Here is an 18,132-nt window from a genome sequence, read left to right as displayed (position 1 = left end):
TGTTCAATCTGAGAATGGGTTCGGTTCTGATCTTTAGGGTTTGCAGCGTTATTTTTTCTAGGGGAAATATACATTCTGGCTGGTCGATTTGTATTTATAAACAGGGTATTATATGTCTACTTTGAAGTTTAAATTGATTTCGTCGGCAGGTATTCCTCCTCTAAGCCCCCAATTTATAGCTGGTTGTTCATTTAATACAATAAATACTTTTTCCTTTTCTATACCAATAGATGTAAGATTTTCGGCAATCGTTTTATATAGTTCTTTCTTTGTCTCTTTTGTCCGTCCTGAAAATAAAGTTATCTCAACCAAAATTTCATAGGGAGATCCTAATTGAAAAAAATCGGGTTCGTGTTCAATCAAACGTATATTTTTGTCATCATCAGGTAATTGTAATATGCAGATAATGGCCTCCATTACTGTATCTTTCAGAGAAAGTAGTGTCTGTTTATCGAGTCCTTTCTTTAGCTCTATTTTAATTAGGGGCATAGTAATCAGTTATTATTTAAAAGATATTTTTAGTTTTCCCAAAACTAAAGAAAAGATATATAAGAACAAAAGGGCAATGGTCATTTTACTGTGTGTCTTTCGTTTGGTTTTAGTGATATATATGCTTTTTCCCTAAATTTGTAATTTAGTTGTAATAGATTTTAGGTATATTTACTAACTGATGAGTAAAAAGAATTTCACATATTTGCTTACTTCAAATAGTACCAATGAGGAAGAAATATTTCCTGCGAAAACAATCTTGCTAAGGGAAGGGGAAATATCCAAAAGAATATATTGCATTGAGAGTGGTTGTTTGAGAAGCCATTTTCTTCATGATGGTAAGGATATCTCTTTTCAATTCTTTTTTGAAGGAGATACAGTGGCTTCTTTTGAAAGTTTCTACAGCGGAGAACCAAGTCATTTTACATTGGAAACGATTGAAAAGACCAAGGTGCGAATAATTGAGCAGGAAGATTTTCGAAAGCTTCTGGAAAATGAGGAAATGCGTTCCCATTATGAAAATAGAATAATCCAACGATTTATAGTATATCAGAAATTGTTTTTATCACGTATCAAAAACTCTCCACAAGAACGATATGAAGAATTATTGAAGGAATATCCTGATATAATTAAAAGAATCCCTCAACATTATATTGCATCTTATCTTGGCATAACTCCGGTATCTTTAAGCCGTATCAGAAATCGACGTTAGTACATTTCTTATCTTTTGTTATCGTTTTCAAGGTGTCTTTATCCTGAATTTTGAATTTTATTAATTCAATATCTCGGAATGAAAACATTAATCGTATTTAACCATCCCTATGAAGGTAGTTTCTGTAATGCTATACTTGAATCGGTATTGGCAGGTTTGAAAAAAGGAGGACACGAAACAGATGTAATCCATTTGGATAAGGATAAGTTTGACCCTGTAATGAGCAAGACTGATTTAGCTGCATTTGTTAAAGCACGCAGTGATGTGAAAGATGCCATGTTAATGCTTTCTCCTCAGGTTTTAGATTATAAGAAACGATTGGAAGACACTGACAGGCTCGTTTTTATTTTTCCTATCTGGTGGGAACTGATGCCGGCTTTAACGAAGGGTTTTATAGACAAACTTATATTTCCAGGTATTGCTTACCAATATGATGAAAATGGAAAGATGAAATTCTGTCTGAATAAACTAAAGAATGTAACGGTAATTACGACTATGAACACACCTTCGTTCCTTTATCGAACTATATTCGGTAATGCTATAAAAAAGTCTTTATTAAGGGGTACTTTCTGGAAGCTTGGGTTCTTTAAGTGCAAATGGATAAGCCTGAATATGGTTAAAGGTTCGTCAGAGAAAAAACGCAAGGATTGGTTGAAAAAGATAGAAAAACGATTTGTAAACCTATAACCCAGACACATACTTTATTTAGATATGCAGAAGAAAATCTCATTAACAAAAGGCAAATCGATTTTTATAATTGATTTAATATTAATACCTGTGTTTGTATTGGTAATATACACAGGCTTTGAACTTCATTTTGCAGGTGGTACAAATGATCATGATATTTGGTCGTATTGGTGTCATTTACATATTATTGTCAGTATAATCTCTCTTATTGTAGGCTGGCTTCATGTAAAAGCACATTTGGGATGGTATAAGAGTATCATAAAAAATGGTTTGGGTAAAAAAAGTAAAATCACATTGATTTTGACTTTTTTATTTGTGATACTGATACTAACAGGGATTGTCTTGATATTTTTTGTCGAAGGAGGAAATTCGGCTTTAGGGTTATGGCATTACAGGTTTGGGTTAGTTATGACCGTATTGTTAGTTATTCATTTAATAGCTAGATTTCCTCTATTACTGAAAGGATTAAAGAAAAAATAGTATGTATTATAGTATGCTAATCAAAAAAAGAGGCTTATGATTTTTCATAAGCCTCTTTTTTCAGGTAGCGGGACGGGGACTTGAACCCCGGACCTCATGATTATGAATCATGCGCTCTAACCAGCTGAGCTATCCCGCCATCATTCATTTAGCGGTTGCAAAAGTATGCGAAATATTTTATTCATGCAAGCCTATTTTCAAAAAGATTAAACTCTTTTTATTCTTTCATTCGAAATCCGTTGATAGTGAGAGTTTAAATTATCTGAAATGTATAATTCAACTTTATCGCAGACTTACATTGTCAAATAATGATCTGTTTTCAGTAAAAAAATGATAAAAAAGATTATATTTGCAGGCTTAAAGTAAGTTATATGTAGCTATTTAGCTAGGCTTGACTTGAGAAATCGGATTGACTAACGCATGAAGAATATATTGAGCCTTAATCTATATCTTATTGATAATTAAATATTAAATACAAAAATAGTAACAAAAGTAAGTGTAAAAATGCAAAACAAAGGATTTGTAATCACATTTGCCGTTTTGTTGACTTTGGTCTGCTGTTTTTATCTCTCATTTTCGTTTGTGACGAGATATTATGAAAAACAAGCTGCTGAATTTGCGAACGGAGATCTTAACGCGGAGAGCCATTATCTGGACTCTATTTCTACAGAAAAAGTATGGTTGGGATACACCCTGAAACAAGCCCGTGAAAAAGAAATCGGACTCGGACTTGACCTGAAAGGCGGTATGAACGTTATTCTTGAAGTCGATGCAGCCGCTGTGCTGAGATCATTGGCTAACGAAGAAGACGCTCAGTTTAACCAAGCCCTTCAACAGGCGGTTGATGAAAACCGTAAGGGTAGTAACAAAGACTTCATCACTTTATTCGTTGAGAAATATGAAGGAATAAACAAGTCTGGAAAACTAGCTACTGTATTCGGCGCTAAATTGAAAGAGCAAATCAATCCGACAGATGATAATGCTACTGTGAAAAAAGTATTGGTAGCAGAACTTCAAAGTGTGGCTGATAACTCATTCAACGTTTTGCGTACACGTATCGACCGTTTTGGGGTGGTAGCTCCCAATATTCAGAAACTGGATCGTGCTGAACGTATCCTTATCGAATTACCGGGAATCAAAGAACCTGAACGTGTAAAGAAACTTTTGCAAGGAAATGCGAATCTTGAATTCTGGAAAACTTATAACCTGCAAGAAATTCAAGGGTATCTGAGTGCAATCAACTCAAGAAGCACCGAAATCTTGACAGCTCAAAGATCGGGCGAAAAAAATGTAGCTGATTCTGCTGCAGTTGATTCTACAGCATCAGTTCAGGAAGTAAAAGCAGTAGAAAGTGCAATTGCTAATAAAGCATTCAATAAACCTCTTTTCGACTATTTTGATGGAAAATGGGGCGCAGGTGCTGTTGTTGCTATTGCCGATAAGAAAGACACTGCTGCGATCAATGCAATACTATATGCTGCGAGAGATTTATATCCTTCGGATCTTAAGTTCTCATGGGGATTTAAAGCTATTGATGATAAAGAAACATTATACCAATTATTCTCTCTGAAAGGTGATGGAACTAAAAGAGGTCCTGCATTGGATGGCGACGCTGTAGTTGCAGCTAAGGCTGATCAGGTTCAAGGCCAGGGATGGGGTGTAAGCATGCAAATGAATAGTAACGGTGCAAAACGTTGGGCTGCTATTACAGGTGCTGAACGTGGAAAATCGATTGCTATCGTTCTTGACGGTTATGTATATTCTGCACCGAATGTAAATGACCGCATCGAAGGAGGGAACTCTTCTATTACAGGTAATTTTACTGTGGATGAAGCTAAGGACTTGGAAAACGTTCTTAAATCTGGTAAAATGCGTGCCGGAGTTCGTATCGTACAGGAAGATATTGTAGGTCCTTCGTTAGGAGACGAGTCTATTCAGGCTGGTATTATTTCGTTTGTTGTAGCGCTTATTGTGCTAATGACATATATGTGCTTGGTATACGGACTTATTCCGGGGCTTATTGCTAATGCAGCATTGCTTCTCAACCTGTTCTTCACGTTAGGAGTTCTGGCGTCATTCCATGCGGTATTGACGTTGCCCGGTATTGCGGGTCTTGTGTTGGCACTGGCGATGGCTGTCGATGCAAACGTTCTTATCTATGAAAGAACGAAAGAAGAGCTACGTTCCGGTAAAAATGTGAAAACAGCAGTTCAGGATGGTTATAAACATGCGTTTACGGCTATTTTTGACTCTAACTTAACATCTATTATCACAGGTCTTATCCTTTATAACTTCGGAACCGGAGCTATCAGAGGTTTCGCGATAACTGAAATTATCGGTATCTCGGCATCGTTCTTTACTGCGATATTTATGACCCGTATGGTCTATACATATGCTTTCTCGAAAGGTAAGTTGCTGAACCTGACATTCTCTACGAAACCTGTTCGTGATTTCTTGATGGATACAAAGATCAACTTCCTGAATATGCACCGCAAGGCATATATGATATCGTTGGCTGTGATTGTATTAGGTGTGATTTCGATCTTTACATTGGGTCTGAACAAAGGTATTGACTTTTCGGGTGGACGTAACTATATCGTACGCTTCGACAAGCCTGTAAGTACCGATGATATTACAGATGCATTGAAACCTCAGTTTGACGGTGCTATGGTGAGTACAATCACTATCGGTTCTAGCAATCAGGTGAGAATTTCTACCAACTATAAAATCGAGGATGCTAATACAAGTGTAGAAACAGAGATCAAAGAAAAGATGGCTAATGCCTTGAGCAGTTATATTGCTCCCGGAAAAACTATCGACGATTATATTCAAAGTTCACAGAAAGTAGGTCCTAGTGTTGCCGATGATATGAAAACGGCGGCTGTAATTGCAGTTGTTATAGCGATTGTCTGTATGGGGCTTTACATCCTGCTTCGATTCCGCGATGTAGCGTTCTCTATCGGAACTATTATCGCTGTGGCGCATGATGCTGCTATCATTGTCTTTGCATATTCGTTCTTCCATCTGTTTATGCCATTCTCGTTGGAGATCGATCAGCACTTTATAGCTGCGATATTGACAGTGGTAGGATTCTCTATTCACGATAAGGTGGTAATCTTCGACCGTGTCCGTGAAAGACGTAACATGTATCCGTTGCGAGATATAGGTGTTAATATCAACGATTCGTTGAACACTACTCTGACCCGTACTATCAGTACAACATTAAGTACAGTATTGGTATTGCTCTGTATCTTTGCATTGGGTGGTGATTCTATCAGAAGCTTTGCATTTGCAATGTTGCTTGGTATCATATTAGCTGTATATTCTTCAGTATTTATTGCGACACCTATCGCTTACGAAATATTGGATAAGAAAGCTAAGAAAGCAAATAAATAATCCAATCCTAATTATAAATAGAAGGCTGCCGAGTTCCGGTAGCCTTTTGTTTTTCGTGCCTTACTGAATATTTATAGAGTACTTCCCTTTTATTTATAAGAGAGTTCGGGTTTTATTTTAGTATATTTGTCATTTAATTTATATCCTATTTTAGTTTTAGATTATATGTCCGAATTTAATTTTGATGAAGTAGTAGACCGTAAGGGTACCAATGCGTTGAAAACAGATGTGCTGAAAGAGAGATATGGCAGGGATGATCTTATCTCATTATGGGTGGCTGATATGGATTTTTTATCACCTCCGGCTATTTCAGAAGCTATTATTGACCGGGCCAAGCATTGTTTATATGGCTATACATGTACACCGAAAGAATATACGGATTCAATAATAAACTGGGTGAAAAGATCTCATGGATGGGATATTAAACAAGAATGGCTGAGTTTTATTCCGGGAATAGTGAAAGGTATTGCTTTTGTCATTGACTGTTTTACCGAAAAGCAAGATAAAGTAGTTATTCAACCTCCCGTATATCATCCGTTCAGAATTATCCCGACTTTACATCGTCGTACAGTAGTTGATAATCCACTGGTTTTGTCAGCCGGTAAATATGAAATGGATTTAGAAAATTTAAAGTCTGTAATAGATGATTCGTGTAAAATCCTAATCCTATGTAATCCCCATAACCCGGGTGGACGTGTATGGACAAAACAAGAACTGATAGACTTAGCCGAGATTTGCTACGAACGCAATATATTAGTTATTTCAGACGAGATACATTCCGATTTAGTACATCAGGAGAATAAGCATATACCATTTGCTTCGGTATCGGAAAAGGCTGCTCAAAACAGTATAACCTTTATGGCACCCAGCAAAACGTTTAATATTGCAGGTATTGTAAGTTCTTACTCAATCATTCCGAATGATAAGATAAGAAACAGATTCTATAATTACCTGAAGAGCAGTGAACTCGACGAAGGGCATATTTTTGCTTATGTAGCTACACAAACAGCTTATGAGAAATGTGATAACTGGTTGAAAGAAGCTGTTGAATATATTTGGCAGAATATTCAGTTTGTAGATAATTATCTGAAAACAAATATCCCTCAGGTTAAAGCGATAATTCCTCAGGCATCGTACCTTGTATGGCTCGATTGCCGCGAACTCAATCTTACACAAGAGCAACTGGTGTCATTATTTGTCAATGATGCAAAGCTGGCGTTGAATGATGGTAGTATGTTCGGACAGGGAGGAACCGGCTTTATGAGGTTGAATGTCGGATCTCCACGAAGTGTATTGGCACAGGCTATGGATAATTTGAAAAAAGCTTTATCGAAATAAGAGAACCACAACAAAAAGGGCATGGTTCTTGTTATATACTCAAAAATGCTTTAAGTACAGATTAGAGCAAATATAAATTTAAAATCATAACTAAATAAACAAAATGAAGATTTCACCTAATAAATTTGTTTCGGTATCATACGACCTGAATGTGGGAGAGGGTAGCGAGAAAGAATTAATGGAAAGAGCAACTGCTGAAAATCCACTTGAGTTTATTTTCGGAACCAACTCTATGTTGGAAGCATTCGAGAAAAACCTGGAAGATCTGACAGAAGGTGCTACTTTTGACTTTGTACTTACACCTGACCAAGCGTATGGTGAGTATGATGATGAACATGTGGTTGACTTACCTCGCAATATATTCGAAGTAGACGGAAAACTGGATGAAAATGTAGTATTCGAAGGAAATACTGTTCCAATGATGGATGCTAACGGAAACAGACTGAATGGTTCTGTAGTATCAGTTGGTGATGAAGTTGTAAAAATGGACTTCAATCATCCTTTGGCAGGCGAAACTTTGAACTTTGCAGGTAAGATATTATCAGTAAGAGAAGCTACTGCCGAAGAGATTGCTGCATTATTCGCACCACAGGGTGGTGGTTGTGGATGTGGCTCGGGTTGCGGATGTGGAAGCGGTGAAGAGGAAGCCGAATCTTGCGGATGCGGTTCCGGAGGCTGTGGATGTCACTGATCTGAAACAAATGTGTCAGAAAATATAAAATACAAAAGGGTAGCTATTATTTTAGCTACCCTTTTTATTATCATATTTTTGCTGTTTTATCTTGTTGTATTAAGCCAGCGTGATTCCATCTCCTGTTTAGGAAACCAGATGTTGGGGAAATATACTTTTAATTCTTCTACTTTTTTTGTCCATTCCTCCTGCGCATTATTCCACACATGCATAATGATAATGTATTTAGGATTGATGGTTTCTTTCAGATACTCTATATCTGTTTTTCCGTTTTGAAGCATATCAAAATAGATGATGGCCACATCTACCGGAGCTTTCCATTTACCATTATCTTGTATGTACTTTTTAAACGTTTCCATTGAAGCATCTCCTGAATGAAAGACATTGATACCATCAATATTCAGATGATATCCCATATTGAACATGTATTCTTCGAGGTCGATACCGTTCTGAAAAAATGAAAGATGCTTTATACCCAATGCTTGTATATCAATACCATTTACAGTGCGGAAAACGCTTTGGTTTTCTTGGGGAGTCATTTCCTCAAATTGATTTTTAAGCGTGATAAATCCAAACTCTTCACCATCAATAAATACAAGTGATGGTTTAGAAGTGATAAGTTTCATTTGCGGATGCTTAGTGAGATAACCCCGTATTAATTTAGAATCTGCATGATCTTTATGATAATGAGTCAAGAGCAAAGCATCTATGTTATCAAACGGGCTTTGGGCATTCATTATATTGTCAATGCAGTTTTGAGTTGGAGAGGCAAATGCATTATAACCATCGGTAAACAGGGCATCTATTAAAATCTTTTTATTTTTGGTCTCCAAGATGAATCCTTCGTTTGCAATATAAGTGACATGCAAACTGTCAGTTTTTACTTGTGCAAAAACCGAGTGTGTAAATAACAATAAGACTGCTAGATATTTTTTCATCTTTTCTATGAGTTTAAGGTTACTACTGATAAGATATATCTGTTAAAATTTATAAGTAAGCATTAATTTACCCTCTCCTGATTTCGAATATACATCGTCAAAATACCGGTAATGGGTAGATCGTCTGAAATAGGTTCCCACAGCAGTCAGATACCACTGATCTTTTAGTTTCAGATCAATTTTTAGGCTGGTCGTATTAAATGTTGCATTTGAATTGTCTCCCTGAGCATCCAGATTATCATAATCTACAGTTGCCAGATCAGTACCTTCGGGATACCCTTTCCATGTGAACAGCCGATACCCTTCGTATATCCACGCTACACCGACCTTATCTTTGTAAGAGATATTTACACCGGTTTTCCACCCAAATCCACTCGCAAGGTTATAGTTTCTCTCAGATACTCTGTAATGGTCACTAAGACTTGCACCTAATAATATACCATTGATATGCAGATATGAATTAAAATCCCAATCCTTGAATCTTTTACTTTTATGAATAAGCCCGACTCCGAATGCAGCAGGCGTAGCCATTTTATAAGGGATTTCATTAGATACATTTGAAATGGTATCCGAATCGTAGTAGTCGAAATGCTGGTAAATACCTATATTGAAATAGTCTTTTTTAGTATCCAGCAGTTCTGCGGCCCATAAGCGCCCGATTATATTTAGCTGACCGAGTAACGGTTGTGATGCCTGTACATTTAAGCTCCCGCGGATGGTGAAATAATCAAAAGGCTTTATGTTTTCGCCATCATAGCGATCTCCGTATTCGATGCTGAAAGTAGTACCAAGGCCAGCACCTTTGTCGAATATTTCATCCTGAACTTCAATAATTCTTATTCCGGCAGAAACTTCGATACTGACATCCGGTATACCAAACTGACGGCCCGATGTTTGTCTCACTCTCCATGCATCACCATTGATAACACGGGTTAATGCCCGCATAGGATTTACAATTCCGGCTAAAACCTCGCGACGGATACGCTCGCCTCCACGCTTACGGTCGTCAAGTATCATATCCGATCCCCGGTGGAAAACTTCGCCTATAGCCATACCTCCGATGGGTGTTGCGATGATATCGTTGGTAGACGGAAATTCGTTTTCCATAAACAATTCCCACATAGCACTGCCTCCGAGGGCGAAAGCTCCTGACTCCCAGTAATTGAATCCTCTGGAACGGGCAGAATTAAAATAGAGGTTGCCATGATAGGGATGCAGGAACATATTGGTACCTAACCGGTCGTTGTCCCAATAGAATCCTTCCTTTAGGTTTTCCCTGATACTGTGCATGCTGATTTTAGCAAAATCAGCTTGTTGCACATACCTGTCGAAAGCCCATACAGACATGTTGAGACCGAACACCTGAGTAGCAGCTGTCCAGACTTTTTTCTCTCTGGCATAATACTGTAAGTCTAAAGAATCGACAGGTTGAGACCGGGTCGTTTTGTGTCGCATTATAAATTGTGCATGCGTGTTAGTTGAAAGTAATATAAGAAAAAGAATCGGTAGGAACTTTTTCATAGCGTTTGAGTGAAAATATATTTAAGACCGAAGCCTATATTAAGGAATTTATTTTACATTTGATCCCGTTTTAGGGATAGATTGATACCTGATAACAAACGTTTGTATTGGTTAAATATAAGTTGGTGCTTAATGATGCATAGCCGAAATATAACTGATTATTGTTGATTTGCTTACAAGACAAACAAAAAGGTTTGTGATCTTATTAAAGTGCGAATATACTAAGTTTTTTTAGAATGGAAATATTAGAAACGTTTTTATTACCATCGGCGTGGATTGCGCTATTGACGTTGGCTTTTCTGGAGATTGTATTGGGGGTCGACAATATTGTGTTTCTGTCTATTATGTCATCCAAACTGCCACCCGAACAGCAAGGTAAAGCCCGGACTATCGGACTGATCTGTGCAATGTTTTTCAGAATTTTGCTTCTGTTTTGTATTTCGTGGCTGATGCAATTAACCAAACCAATCTTTAGTTTCGATACTTCGTGGTTCGACGGGTCTATATCCGGACAAAGTTTGATTATCTTTTGCGGAGGATTATTTTTACTATACAAAAGTGTGACCGAAATTCATCATAAGCTGGAAGGTGCAGAGGATAGCCATAACGGAGCGAAAAAAACAGGATTAGTATCCGTAATAGTTCAGATTATAGCTCTTGATATTGTTTTTTCTTTCGATAGTGTACTGACTGCTGTAGGCTTAGTCAGTTTCAATGAGTTTGGTTACGAAGGTGCTATGGCGATAATGGTAACAGCTGTAGTGATATCGGTAATGATCATGTTGTTGTTTTCGGGCCCTGTCAGCCGTTTTGTAAATACACATCCCACTATTCAGATATTAGGATTGTCGTTCCTTATACTGATAGGAGTAATGCTTCTGTTAGAGGCGGCTCATTTATCACAAATAAGTATTTTCGGTACTGTTGTCGGCGAAATACCTAAAGGATATATATACTTTGCTATTGCATTCTCGTTATTGGTTGAATTTTTCAATATGAAAATGCGTAAACGTTCGAAACCTGTACAGCTAAGAGACTCGGAAATAATAGAAAAAGATAAGAAATAATATAGATTGGGTAAAGACAGAGAAATTTTAAGATATGGTAAAGTTTCTCTGTTTTGCTTTAGAATTACCATTCTTGGCGATTAACTGTCTGCAAGTTTTATTATATTTGTATTTAATGAAAATAAAATAGTCACACAAAATAAGATTCATGGAAAACAAAGAATTACTTGACCTGGTTACATCAAGAGCAAACTCATGGCTCGAAGGAAACTACGATGCTGATGTTAAAGCAGAAGTAAAGAAATTATTAGATAGTTCGGACAAAAGCGAATTAATAGAATCTTTTTATAAAGATCTGGAATTCGGAACCGGAGGTCTTCGTGGTATTATGGGCGTAGGCTCTAACCGTATGAATAAGTATACAGTGGGAGCCGCAACTCAGGGACTTTCGAACTATTTGCTGAAAGAGTTCTCTGCTCTTCCGCAGATCAAAGTCGTAATCAGTTATGATTGCCGTAATAACAGCCGGAAATTTGCACAAATTGTAGCTGATGTTTTTACTGCAAATGGAATAAAAGTATACTTGTTCGAGAACCTGCGTCCTACACCTGAAGTATCTTTTGCTATTCGCAAACTGGGATGCCAGAGTGGGGTAATGCTTACAGCTTCTCACAATCCGAAAGAGTATAATGGTTACAAAGCATATTGGGCGGACGGTGCTCAGGTAACACCTCCGCATGATGCGAATATTATAACAGAAGTAAATAAAGTAACTGCTGCCGATATTAAATTTAATGGTAATCCTTCACTGGTTGAAAAACTGGGAGAAGATATGGATACCCAGTTTATAGATGCTGTACGTAGTGTTCTTTTGTCTCCGGAATCGGTAAAACGTCACGGAAATATCGGTATTGTATATACCCCCATTCACGGTACAGGCGGACAATTAGTACCTAAAGCCCTAAAAGCATATGGTTTTACGAACATAATACATGTACCGGAGCAGGATGTGGTAAGTGGTGACTTCCCAACCGTCGTTTCTCCCAATCCGGAAGAGCCTGCTGCTATGGCTATGGCTGTGCAGAAAGGAATAGAAACAGGAGCAGAACTTGTATTTGCTACAGACCCTGATGCCGACCGCTTCGGAGCAGGTGTGCGTGATGATAACGGCGATTTCATTCTGCTGAATGGTAACCAGACTATGATTATCCTTATCTATTATCTGGTAACACGTTGGAGAGAGCTAGGTAAACTTACCGGATCTGAATATACAGTTCGTACTATTGTAACAAGTGAGCTTACTCAGATTATTTCTGAAAAGAACGGCGTTGAAATGTTCGAATGTTTTACCGGTTTCAAATGGGTTGCCACTGTTATGCGTGAACTGGAAGGTAAACGTAAGTACATAGGTGGTGGTGAAGAAAGCTACGGTTTCTTGGCTGTCGACTTTATCCGCGATAAAGATTCTGTATCGGCCGCAGCTCTATTTGCCGAAATAGCAGCCTGGTGTAAAGATAATGGACGTACCATTTATCAAATGTTACAAGACATTTATGTTGAATACGGCTTCTCTAAGGAAAAAGGTATTTCTGTTGTGAAAAAAGGTATAACCGGAGCTCAGGAAATACAAGCTATGATGGATAAATTCCGCCATAATCCTTTGAAAGAAATTGCCGGCTCTAAGGTGATAACTGTCAAAGATTATATTCCGTTGGAATCAAAAGACATCACTACAGGCACAATTACAAAGATGGATATGCCTACAACTTCTAATGTATTACAATACATAACAGAAGACCGTACAAAAGTGTCGATCCGTCCTTCGGGCACCGAACCTAAAATAAAATTCTATATCGAAATCCATGGAAAGTTAGCATCGCGTGCTGATTTTGCAAAAGTGGATGCTGACGCAGATAAAAAAATTGAACAGATTTGTAAAGATCTGGGTATTTAATTTAGATGCCTGATTTTAAATATAAAGCGGAAACAAAGATTAATTGTTTTCGCTTTTTTCTTTATCATGAATAAAGAAGATGTAGTTTTAAATTTTACTGTTTCAGATTAAACCATTAAATTTGAAACTAATTCAGTAGTATCTCAAATTCTTTCTAATGAAAATATTTCTTTATCGTATTTATCAATGGCTAATCTTTGTGCCTTTGCTTATTCTATCTACAATCTGGTGTACACTAACTATCATTATCGGTTCTACATTAGGCGACAATAAATTCTGGGGATATTATCCCGGAGTTATCTGGGGGCGATTTGTTTGTTTGGCTGCTTTATTGAAGGTAAAAGTCAAAAGGAATAATAAACTGGACAAAAATCAGTCGTATGTATTTGTAGCCAATCATCAGGGGGCTTTTGATATATTTCTGATATACGGTTATTTAGGTCATAATTTTAAATGGTTGATGAAACAAAGCCTCAAAAAGATGCCATTAGTTGGCTTTGCCTCGTCAAAGGCCGGACATGTATTTGTAGACCAGTCGAGTAGGAGCGGTATTGTTCAAACTATGAAAAACACTAGGGAGACACTTAAAGACGGAATGTCGACAGTTGTATTTCCCGAAGGTCATCGTAGCCCAGACGGAAATATAGCAGAATTCAAGAAAGGAGCTTTCCAGACGGCTATGAGCCTTAAATTGCCAATCGTACCCATTACTATAGATGGTGTCTATAAAGTGCTTCCTATTCATTCGTGGCAAATGAATCCTTCGGCTATTTCTTTGACTTTTCATGATCCTATTGAAACAGCCGGATTGACAAATAATGATTTACAGGAGTTGATTGATAAAGTCCATGCTGTCATAAAGTCAGGATTGAACTCCGAATAAATAAGTCTGACTGCATTTTTATTAGACAAAATTATAGGTTTACTAAAACATTCGTTTAAAATAATCGTTTATATAACATATTGCGATTTTATGGAACTACGCAAATATGAATTTTATAATAAAAAACGATGAATGTAAACCTTTAACGTTGCACTTGACATGAAGAAGAACACTAGAAAGACGTTGGATGAATTTATTATTGAAAGACAAGACCACTTTCAATATTCCACAGGAGAATTATCCCGGTTATTAAATTCTATTTTGCTGGCAGCCAGAGTTGTCAGTTATAAAATCAGAAAAGCAGGACTGATTGATATTATCGGGTCTGCTGGGGCTACAAACGTGCAAGGTGAAGATCAACAAAAGTTAGACTTGTATGCACACAATGTATTTGTAGAGACATTGGTCAACAGGGAGATTGTTTGTGGTATTGCTTCCGAAGAAAATGATAACTTCATTACTATCGAAGGTCTTGATGAAGCTCATAACAATAAATATGTAGTGCTGATGGATCCTCTGGACGGTTCCTCTAATATAGATGTAAATGTATCTGTTGGTACTATCTTTTCGGTATACCGCCGTATATCACCGGTAGGAACACCTGTTGCTATGGAAGATTTCCTTCAGCCGGGTATCAAGCAGGTAGCAGCCGGATATATCTTATACGGAACTTCTACCATGATTGTATATACCACAGGGAAAGGTGTGAATGGATTTACACTGAATCAGGCAATCGGTAGTTTCTACCTTTCTCATCCTAATATGAAATGCCCTGAAGATGGTAACGTATACTCGGTAAACGAAGGTAACTATGTGCATTTTCCTCAAGGTGTGAAAGATTATATTAAATACTGTCAGGAAGAAAAAGAAAACCGTCCATACACATCCCGTTATATCGGCAGCCTTGTTTCCGACTGTCACCGCAATTTAATGCGTGGAGGTGTGTATATGTATCCGTCTACATTTAAAACGCCTAAGGGGAAATTGCGTTTGTTATACGAATGTAATCCTATGGCATTTATAACAGAACAAGCCGGAGGATATGCGTCTAACGGGCGTACCCGCATTTTGGAAATGGTGCCTACGGAACTTCACGAACGTACTCCGTTTTATTGCGGAAGTAAGAACATGGTGAAGAAAGTAGAGGAGTTTGTTGCAAAATCCGAAGGAAAAAAGTGAAATTTATTAGATAAATATTTGCTCATTCTAAAATTTTTATAACTTTGCAACTATTAAAAAGAAACTGAAATGAACTTTCAACTTACAAATACATATTGGTGGTGGCGCTTACAACTTCAACGGTCGTGAGCCTAGGTCATTGTGTATTGTAGTAAAATGAAATTTTAATAAAAATACAAGCCTGTCGTACTCACGATGGGCTTTTTTCTTTGATAACACTTTTACCGGAATAAATAAAAAACAAAATATATACAAATGGAAAAATTTAAAGTTGATTCAAAAGGTTTCTATGGTGACTTCGGAGGAGCCTATATACCCGAAATACTTTATGACAACGTAGAGAACTTAAAAAATGCATATTTAGAGGTTTTGGAAGATCCTTCATTCCAGAAAGAATACCACGATTTACTTCGTGATTATGTAGGAAGACCCAGTCCTTTATATCTGGCAAAACGCTTATCAGAGAAATACGGATGTAAAGTATATCTTAAAAGGGAAGATCTGAACCATACAGGTGCACATAAGATAAATAACACTATCGGACAAATATTATTGGCGAGACGAATGGGTAAAACCCGCATTATTGCAGAGACCGGAGCCGGACAGCATGGTGTAGCTACAGCTACAGTTTGTGCGCTGATGAATATGGAGTGTATTGTTTATATGGGAAAGACCGATGTGGAACGCCAGAAACTGAACGTACAGAAAATGGAAATGCTGGGAGCTACGGTTGTACCCGTTACCAGTGGCAATATGACATTGAAAGATGCAACTAACGAAGCTATTAGGGATTGGTGCTGTAATCCGTCGGATACATATTATATTATAGGATCTACACTAGGGCCACACCCTTATCCGGATATGGTTGCCCGTTTACAATCTGTTATCAGTGAAGAGACCCGCAAGCAATTACTTGAAAAAGAAGGACGTGAAACTCCTGATTATTTAATAGCCTGTATCGGTGGAGGTAGTAATGCCGCAGGGATGATTTACCATTATCTGGATGAACCGGATGTAAAAATTCTTTTGGCAGAAGCTGCCGGTAAAGGGTTAGACTCGGGTGAGTCTGCTGCAACAATACATTTGGGACGCTTGGGTATTATTCATGGAACTAAAACCTTGATAATGCAATCGGAAGACGGACAAATCGAAGAACCATATTCTATTTCAGCCGGATTAGACTATCCCGGTATCGGGCCATTGCATGCCTATTTAGCCGAAGTAGGTAGGGCAGAAGTATTAGCTGTAACTGATGATGAAGCTATAACAGCGGCTTTCGAGCTTACTGCTATCGAAGGTATTATTCCGGCTATCGAATCGGCTCATGCCTTGGGTGTTTTGGCACAAAAGAAATTCAAGAGTGACGATGTTATAGTGCTTTGTCTTTCGGGACGTGGCGATAAAGATATGGAGACTTATGTACGTATCAGAGAAAATCAGAGATTATGAAAACTAAAATACATGTACTTACCAAAAAACTTTTAGCGGACTTACAGACTCCTGTTGGTATCTATCTGAAAATAAGAGATATTTATCCTGAATCGGCTCTGCTCGAAAGTACAGACTATCATAGTAATGATAATAGTTATTCATTGATCGGTGTAAAACCTATAGCATCATTCAAAGTATTCGGACAGCAAGTAATTAAAGAATACCCCTGTGGCACAATAGAAACGGTGTTATTGTCTGATTCATTGAAACTCACTTCAGCTTTTCAGGATTATTTAAAGGATTTTGAAGTTACAGGCAATAATCCAACAGGCTTAAATGGATTTATGGGATATACTTCGTATGATGCCATTCGCTTTTTTGAAGATGTAGACCCGATAAATAAAAAGCTTGACAATGCTGATGTTCCCGAATTTTACTACAATTTGTATCATTATATAATAGTTATCAATCACTTAAAGAACGAATTGACTATTGTAGAGAATACGCTACATGGAGAGGATTCCAAAATAGACGAACTCGAAGCTGTACTTTCAAATAATAATATTGCGGAATATAATTTTGAATGTATTGGAAATGAGTCTTCGTATATAACAGATGAAGAGCATATTAAGATGATCGAGAAAGGGATTGCCCATTGCAAACGTGGTGATGTGTTCCAGATCGTTCTATCCAGATGTTTTACTCAGAAGTTTAAAGGAGACGAGTTTAATGTATATCGTGCTTTACGCTCGGTCAATCCTTCTCCTTATTTGTTCTTCTTCGATTTCGGTTCTTTCAGGGTATTTGGTTCTTCGCCCGAAACTCACTGCAAAGTAAGCAAAGGCAAAGCATATATCGATCCCATTGCCGGAACTTACTTCCGTACCGGAGACGATGAAAGAGACCGTATATTGTCTGAGAATTTATTGAAAGACGAAAAGGAAAATGCCGAACATGTAATGCTGGTCGATCTTGCCCGGAACGATTTAAGCCGTAATTGTAGTAACGTGAAAGTCGAATTTTATAAAAATGTTCAGTTCTATTCACATGTTATCCATTTGGTATCAAGGGTTAGCGGTGTTGTGGACAAAGGAGTAAATAGCATTAAAGTATTTGCCGACACATTTCCTGCCGGAACGCTTTCCGGTGCACCCAAAGTAAGAGCTATGCAATTGATACGTGATATAGAACCGGCTATGCGTGGTGTTTATGGCGGATGTATCGGCTATATAGGTTTTGATGGAGATCTTAACCAGGCTATAACTATACGTACTTTCCTGAGTAAGAATAATACATTGTACTATCAGGCGGGTGGGGGAATTGTAGCCAAATCGAACCCCGAAACAGAAGTTATGGAAGTCAAAAACAAGCTTGGGGCATTGGCTAAAGCAGTAAAAGTGGCAGAAACCCTACGAAAATAAGTAGA

Annotated in this window: 15 protein-coding genes and 1 tRNA gene; 12 read left to right on the top strand and 4 right to left on the bottom strand. The window is 37.7% G+C overall.

Annotated elements, in window-relative coordinates:
• Positions 1-108: 108 nt before the first annotated feature.
• On the bottom strand, positions 109-489 hold the full coding sequence (locus BUC12_RS09190) for a tautomerase family protein (protein ID WP_062180434.1): 381 nt from the start codon (positions 487-489) through the stop codon (positions 109-111).
• 181 nt (positions 490-670) lie between these two features.
• On the opposite strand from BUC12_RS09190, the gene BUC12_RS09185 reads away from it, so the two are divergent.
• From BUC12_RS09185 to BUC12_RS09175, 3 genes are all read left to right on the top strand, one after another.
• The gene (locus BUC12_RS09185; RefSeq protein ID WP_062180437.1) at positions 671-1,201 is read left to right on the top strand and encodes a Crp/Fnr family transcriptional regulator; all 531 of its coding nucleotides are present in this window, start codon (positions 671-673) and stop codon (positions 1,199-1,201) included.
• A gap of 78 nt (positions 1,202-1,279) precedes the next feature.
• Positions 1,280-1,888 (top strand): NAD(P)H-dependent oxidoreductase, encoded by a 609-nt coding sequence (locus tag BUC12_RS09180; protein WP_062180440.1) that lies wholly within the window; start codon positions 1,280-1,282, stop codon positions 1,886-1,888.
• A 24-nt stretch (positions 1,889-1,912) separates the two neighbouring features.
• A complete protein-coding gene (locus BUC12_RS09175; protein WP_062180443.1) occupies positions 1,913-2,368 on the top strand; it encodes a hypothetical protein in 456 nt (151 codons plus the stop codon).
• 65 nt (positions 2,369-2,433) lie between these two features.
• Here the strand turns inward: BUC12_RS09175 and BUC12_RS09170 are convergent.
• Positions 2,434-2,507 (bottom strand) — tRNA-Met (locus tag BUC12_RS09170).
• A 365-nt stretch (positions 2,508-2,872) separates the two neighbouring features.
• Here BUC12_RS09170 and secDF point away from each other — a divergent pair.
• The 3 genes from secDF (at position 2,873) to BUC12_RS09155 (ending at position 7,793) form a co-directional block, all read left to right on the top strand.
• Positions 2,873-5,764 carry a protein translocase subunit SecDF gene (gene secDF, locus BUC12_RS09165; RefSeq protein ID WP_062180447.1) on the top strand — a complete coding sequence of 964 codons (2,892 nt, stop codon included), beginning with the start codon at positions 2,873-2,875 and terminating at the stop codon, positions 5,762-5,764.
• Between the two features lie 165 nt (positions 5,765-5,929).
• Positions 5,930-7,102: a MalY/PatB family protein gene (locus BUC12_RS09160; protein ID WP_062180450.1), complete on the top strand. Its 1,173-nt coding sequence runs from the start codon at positions 5,930-5,932 to the stop codon at positions 7,100-7,102.
• 103 nt (positions 7,103-7,205) lie between these two features.
• Positions 7,206-7,793, top strand: coding sequence for an FKBP-type peptidyl-prolyl cis-trans isomerase (locus BUC12_RS09155; RefSeq protein ID WP_062180453.1), 588 nt, complete (start codon positions 7,206-7,208; stop codon positions 7,791-7,793).
• Positions 7,794-7,879: 86 nt separating this feature from the next.
• Here BUC12_RS09155 and BUC12_RS09150 read toward each other — a convergent pair whose 3' ends face one another.
• On the bottom strand, positions 7,880-8,731 hold the full coding sequence (locus tag BUC12_RS09150; protein WP_062180456.1) for an MBL fold metallo-hydrolase: 852 nt from the start codon (positions 8,729-8,731) through the stop codon (positions 7,880-7,882).
• A 42-nt stretch (positions 8,732-8,773) separates the two neighbouring features.
• The gene (locus BUC12_RS09145; protein ID WP_236689396.1) at positions 8,774-10,186 is read right to left on the bottom strand and encodes a DUF3943 domain-containing protein; all 1,413 of its coding nucleotides are present in this window, start codon (positions 10,184-10,186) and stop codon (positions 8,774-8,776) included.
• Positions 10,187-10,488: 302 nt separating this feature from the next.
• On the opposite strand from BUC12_RS09145, the gene BUC12_RS09140 reads away from it, so the two are divergent.
• The 6 genes from BUC12_RS09140 to BUC12_RS09115 all read left to right on the top strand — a co-directional run bounded on the left by BUC12_RS09140 (position 10,489) and on the right by BUC12_RS09115 (position 18,127).
• On the top strand, positions 10,489-11,319 hold the full coding sequence (locus tag BUC12_RS09140; RefSeq protein ID WP_062180462.1) for a TerC family protein: 831 nt from the start codon (positions 10,489-10,491) through the stop codon (positions 11,317-11,319).
• Positions 11,320-11,467: 148 nt separating this feature from the next.
• Positions 11,468-13,213: a phospho-sugar mutase gene (locus BUC12_RS09135; RefSeq protein ID WP_062180465.1), complete on the top strand. Its 1,746-nt coding sequence runs from the start codon at positions 11,468-11,470 to the stop codon at positions 13,211-13,213.
• Between the two features lie 157 nt (positions 13,214-13,370).
• A complete protein-coding gene (locus BUC12_RS09130) occupies positions 13,371-14,096 on the top strand; it encodes a lysophospholipid acyltransferase family protein (RefSeq protein ID WP_062180468.1) in 726 nt (241 codons plus the stop codon).
• A gap of 159 nt (positions 14,097-14,255) precedes the next feature.
• On the top strand, positions 14,256-15,275 hold the full coding sequence (gene fbp / locus BUC12_RS09125) for a class 1 fructose-bisphosphatase (RefSeq protein ID WP_062180471.1): 1,020 nt from the start codon (positions 14,256-14,258) through the stop codon (positions 15,273-15,275).
• Positions 15,276-15,530: 255 nt separating this feature from the next.
• The gene (gene trpB, locus BUC12_RS09120; protein ID WP_062180474.1) at positions 15,531-16,724 is read left to right on the top strand and encodes a tryptophan synthase subunit beta; all 1,194 of its coding nucleotides are present in this window, start codon (positions 15,531-15,533) and stop codon (positions 16,722-16,724) included.
• Positions 16,721-18,127, top strand: a complete 1,407-nt coding sequence (locus BUC12_RS09115) for an anthranilate synthase component I family protein (RefSeq protein WP_062180476.1) — start codon at positions 16,721-16,723, stop codon at positions 18,125-18,127. Before trpB ends, BUC12_RS09115 begins: the two co-directional genes overlap by 4 nt.
• Positions 18,128-18,132 lie beyond the last annotated feature (5 nt).

This window comes from Indolivaga macrotermitis, from assembly GCF_900128985.1.
Taxonomy (GTDB): Bacteria; Bacteroidota; Bacteroidia; order Bacteroidales; family Dysgonomonadaceae; genus Dysgonomonas_A; species Dysgonomonas_A macrotermitis.
Note: the sequence above shows the minus strand (reverse complement) of the source record. Positions and strands in the feature narration are given on the sequence as shown.

Excerpts from the sequence above, each read along its gene's own strand:
- BUC12_RS09150 (WP_062180456.1), bottom strand. The coding sequence starts at position 8,731 with ATGAAAAAATATCTAGCAGTCTTATTGTTATTTACACACTCGGTTTTT.
- BUC12_RS09140 (WP_062180462.1), top strand. The coding sequence starts at position 10,489 with ATGGAAATATTAGAAACGTTTTTATTACCATCGGCGTGGATTGCGCTA.
- fbp (WP_062180471.1), top strand. The coding sequence starts at position 14,256 with ATGAAGAAGAACACTAGAAAGACGTTGGATGAATTTATTATTGAAAGA.
- BUC12_RS09145 (WP_236689396.1), bottom strand. The coding sequence starts at position 10,186 with ATGCGACACAAAACGACCCGGTCTCAACCTGTCGATTCTTTAGACTTA.
- BUC12_RS09115 (WP_062180476.1), top strand. The coding sequence starts at position 16,721 with ATGAAAACTAAAATACATGTACTTACCAAAAAACTTTTAGCGGACTTA.
- BUC12_RS09155 (WP_062180453.1), top strand. The coding sequence starts at position 7,206 with ATGAAGATTTCACCTAATAAATTTGTTTCGGTATCATACGACCTGAAT.
- BUC12_RS09175 (WP_062180443.1), top strand. The coding sequence starts at position 1,913 with ATGCAGAAGAAAATCTCATTAACAAAAGGCAAATCGATTTTTATAATT.
- trpB (WP_062180474.1), top strand. The coding sequence starts at position 15,531 with ATGGAAAAATTTAAAGTTGATTCAAAAGGTTTCTATGGTGACTTCGGA.
- BUC12_RS09190 (WP_062180434.1), bottom strand. The coding sequence starts at position 489 with ATGCCCCTAATTAAAATAGAGCTAAAGAAAGGACTCGATAAACAGACA.
- BUC12_RS09180 (WP_062180440.1), top strand. The coding sequence starts at position 1,280 with ATGAAAACATTAATCGTATTTAACCATCCCTATGAAGGTAGTTTCTGT.
- secDF (WP_062180447.1), top strand. The coding sequence starts at position 2,873 with ATGCAAAACAAAGGATTTGTAATCACATTTGCCGTTTTGTTGACTTTG.
- BUC12_RS09130 (WP_062180468.1), top strand. The coding sequence starts at position 13,371 with ATGAAAATATTTCTTTATCGTATTTATCAATGGCTAATCTTTGTGCCT.
- BUC12_RS09160 (WP_062180450.1), top strand. The coding sequence starts at position 5,930 with ATGTCCGAATTTAATTTTGATGAAGTAGTAGACCGTAAGGGTACCAAT.
- BUC12_RS09135 (WP_062180465.1), top strand. The coding sequence starts at position 11,468 with ATGGAAAACAAAGAATTACTTGACCTGGTTACATCAAGAGCAAACTCA.
- BUC12_RS09185 (WP_062180437.1), top strand. The coding sequence starts at position 671 with ATGAGTAAAAAGAATTTCACATATTTGCTTACTTCAAATAGTACCAAT.